The sequence below is a fragment of the Pseudaeromonas pectinilytica genome, assembly GCF_054780855.1.
In genome coordinates this window covers 1-2,859 of record NZ_BAAGVN010000250.1, presented here as the reverse complement: position 1 = coordinate 2,859, position 2,859 = coordinate 1, and the positions used below count along the sequence as shown (strand labels likewise).

3 protein-coding genes are annotated in these 2,859 nt (G+C 51.3%); all 3 read left to right on the top strand.

Annotated features, from left to right (window positions below):
* Nucleotides 1-90 precede the first annotated feature (90 nt).
* The 3 genes from ACYVG7_RS10720 to ACYVG7_RS10710 all read left to right on the top strand — a co-directional run bounded on the left by ACYVG7_RS10720 (nt 91) and on the right by ACYVG7_RS10710 (nt 2,803).
* Complete coding sequence (locus ACYVG7_RS10720) at nt 91-1,275, top strand: ABC transporter substrate-binding protein (RefSeq protein ID WP_460883102.1); 1,185 nt, start codon at nt 91-93, stop codon at nt 1,273-1,275.
* Nucleotides 1,276-1,421: 146 nt separating this feature from the next.
* On the top strand, nt 1,422-2,225 hold the full coding sequence (locus ACYVG7_RS10715) for a carbohydrate ABC transporter permease (protein WP_460883101.1): 804 nt from the start codon (nt 1,422-1,424) through the stop codon (nt 2,223-2,225).
* A gap of 5 nt (nt 2,226-2,230) precedes the next feature.
* On the top strand, nt 2,231-2,803 hold the full coding sequence (locus ACYVG7_RS10710; RefSeq protein ID WP_460883100.1) for a carbohydrate ABC transporter permease: 573 nt from the start codon (nt 2,231-2,233) through the stop codon (nt 2,801-2,803).
* The last annotated feature ends 56 nt before the right edge of the window (nt 2,804-2,859 follow it).

The window sequence follows — 2,859 nt, the reverse complement described above, 5'->3', positions numbered from 1 at the left end:
GGCGATTAATCAGATCGCACAAACGACGCCGAGTTCCCTTCTTTCCCGGATAAGTGATCTACATTTCGGAACGGTTATTTAGTTCCCGTCCTGGCACAGGCCACCACGCTGACGATCGCCTCCTACCCGAACTTTGATGCCGCCATTCGGGCCGCCATTCCCCGTTATGAACAACTGCATCCGGATATCCACATTCGCCTGGTTGCGCTGTCGTTTTACGATCACCACCATGCCATGACGAGCGCTCTGGCCACCGGCGCTGGCTTGCCGGATATCATGGGCCTGGAGCAAGGCTTTATCGGTCGCTTTACCCATTCCGGTGGCATCGAAGTCCTCAGTGCTCCGCCCTATAACGCTCTGCAATATCAGCCATTGCTGGTGCACTACACCATGGCGCAAGCCCAGAACGAGCAGGGGGAATTGATGGCCATGCCCGCCGACATAGGCCCAGGCTCGCTGTTTTACCGCCAGGATCTATTGGCGCAAGCCGGTGTCACGCTCGAGGAGATGACCACATCTTGGGAGAACTTTATTCAGGCCGGAATTCGGCTCAAACAAAAATCCATCTATCTGGTGGCCAATGCCAGTGACCTGAAAGACATCTACATCCGCATCGGGCTCCAACCGGGCGAAGGACTCTATTTCAATCAGGCGGGCGAGAGTCTGGTGCGCAGCGAGCGTTTTGTCCGCGCCTTTACCCTGGCCAAGCAGGTCCGGGAGTTGGGGCTGGATGCCCGGTTGCAGATCTGGAGTAATGAGTGGGCCGAATCGATCCGTCGCGGGCACATAGCCACCCAGATGATGGGCGCCTGGTTTGCCGGGCATCTGGCCAGCTGGATGGCGCCTGAAAGCAAAGGGCTATGGCGCGCCAGCCCGTTACCGGCTCATGCCTATGCCAGTTGGGGCGGCTCTTTCTATGCCATCCCCAAAGCCGCGGCGCATAAGCCTGAAGCCTGGGACTTTATTCGCTTTATGACGCTGGATACCGACATGCAGCTGGACGCCTTTAAAAAACTCGATGCATTTCCCGCCCTGCTCAGTGCCCAACAGACCCCGCATATGGCAGAACCTATCGACTACCTTGGCCAACAACAAGCCCGCTTAATCTGGAAGGATGCCGCCGACCGGATGCCGAGTATTATCCCGCATCAGCATGATGCCATGGCCGCCGAGATCATCCGCAAACAGATGGATCTGGTACTCGAAGAGAACAAAGATATTGCAACTGCGCTAAAAGATGCCGAACGCCAAATCAAGCGCAAGGCGAGACACTGATGCAGAACGCGTGGAAAAAATATACGACCATCATCAACAAGCGATGGATCCCTTATCTCTATCTATCGCCATTTTTTATTATATTTGTGGTGTTCGGATTGTACCCGATATTATTTTCAGCCTGGATTTCGCTACATGATTGGGACTTGAGTGCATCGCTGTGGGATATGGAGTGGCAGGGGCTTGCCAACTATGAATATATATTGACCGATGAGTGGTTTTACCGCGCTCTTTATACCACGTTATGGCTCGCCATTGTATCAGGATTGCCGCAACACCTCATCGCTTTGCCACTGGCCACCTTGCTATTTCGCTTATCAAACCGCACACGGCATTTTTTATTTTGCTTCTACTTCCTGCCCTTTATTACCTCATCGGTGGCTATTTCACTGGTGTTTAGCTCTCTATTTTCCCGTGATTTTGGTGTGTTAAACCAGGTTATTTCTGGATTGCATGATTGGGTCATATTCGATATTCAGCCTTTGGCGTGGCTATTTCCAGAACAGGCTATCGACTGGCAGGATTCCAGTCATATTCGCTGGACCATTGCCATGGTGGTGTTCTGGCGTTATGTCGGCTGGAATACCCTGTTATATCTTTCGGCGATGAAGACCATTCCCGAAGAGCTATTTGATGCCGCCTATCTGGAAGGTGCCGGGTTCTGGCAACAGCTACGCCATGTCACGTTACCGATGCTCAGACCCATGATACTGTTGGCGTTGACGTTGAGTGTAATTGGCAATATGCAATTATTCGAAGAGCCGTTTATTCTCACTGCCGGGACCGGCGGTTCGGGTCAGGCAGGCCAAACCATGGCCATGTACTTATATGCCACGGCATTTGCCGAAGGGGATTTCGCCACCTCATCCGCTATCGCCTGGTTGTTATTTATCATTCTGTTGGCGCTCTGCAGTTTAGGGCGCCGAATTAACCAGAAAAATAACGGATGAATAGCATGCATCACCGCTCATCACCCCATTGGTTGATTCCTTGCATTATTGGCTTGGGTGCCATCCTGATGGTGTTGCCATTCTGGTTTATGCTGGTATTTGCTACCCATGATGAAGCCCATATATTTGCCGTCCCGCCACCGCTGTGGTTTGGCGATCAACTGGGCGAGAATATATCCCAGCTATTAAATAGACTGCCCTATTTTTGGCATAACCTGTCGAATAGCTTTTATATCGCCATCATGACCACCGGATTGAATCTATTATTTTGTTCCTTGGCGGGCTGCGCCTTTGCGCTGTATCAATTCAAAGGCAAGAAATGGCTATTTAATCTGGTGCTCGGTACCATGTTATTGCCCGGCTTTTTAAATATGATCCCCAATGCCTTGATGATTGCCATGTTCGGCTGGATCAACGAACCCAAAGCGCTGTATATTCCAGCGGCCTGCGGTGCCTTCGGAGTATTTTTAATGCGCCAATATATCGAGCAAGCAGTACCCTATGAAGTGATTGAGGCGGCCCGGCTGGATGGTTGCAGCGAGTGGGGCCTATATCGGTATACATGTACAGAACCTTAAGCGGCAAGCGAATTAATAACACCGTCTAACGTGTTGTTTTGCTTGGATTTTCTCTG

What these genes read in the sequence shown, in the direction of transcription:
- ACYVG7_RS10710 (WP_460883100.1), top strand. Translation starts at nt 2,231, where the DNA reads ATGCATCACCGCTCATCACCCCATTGGTTGATTCCTTGCATTATTGGC.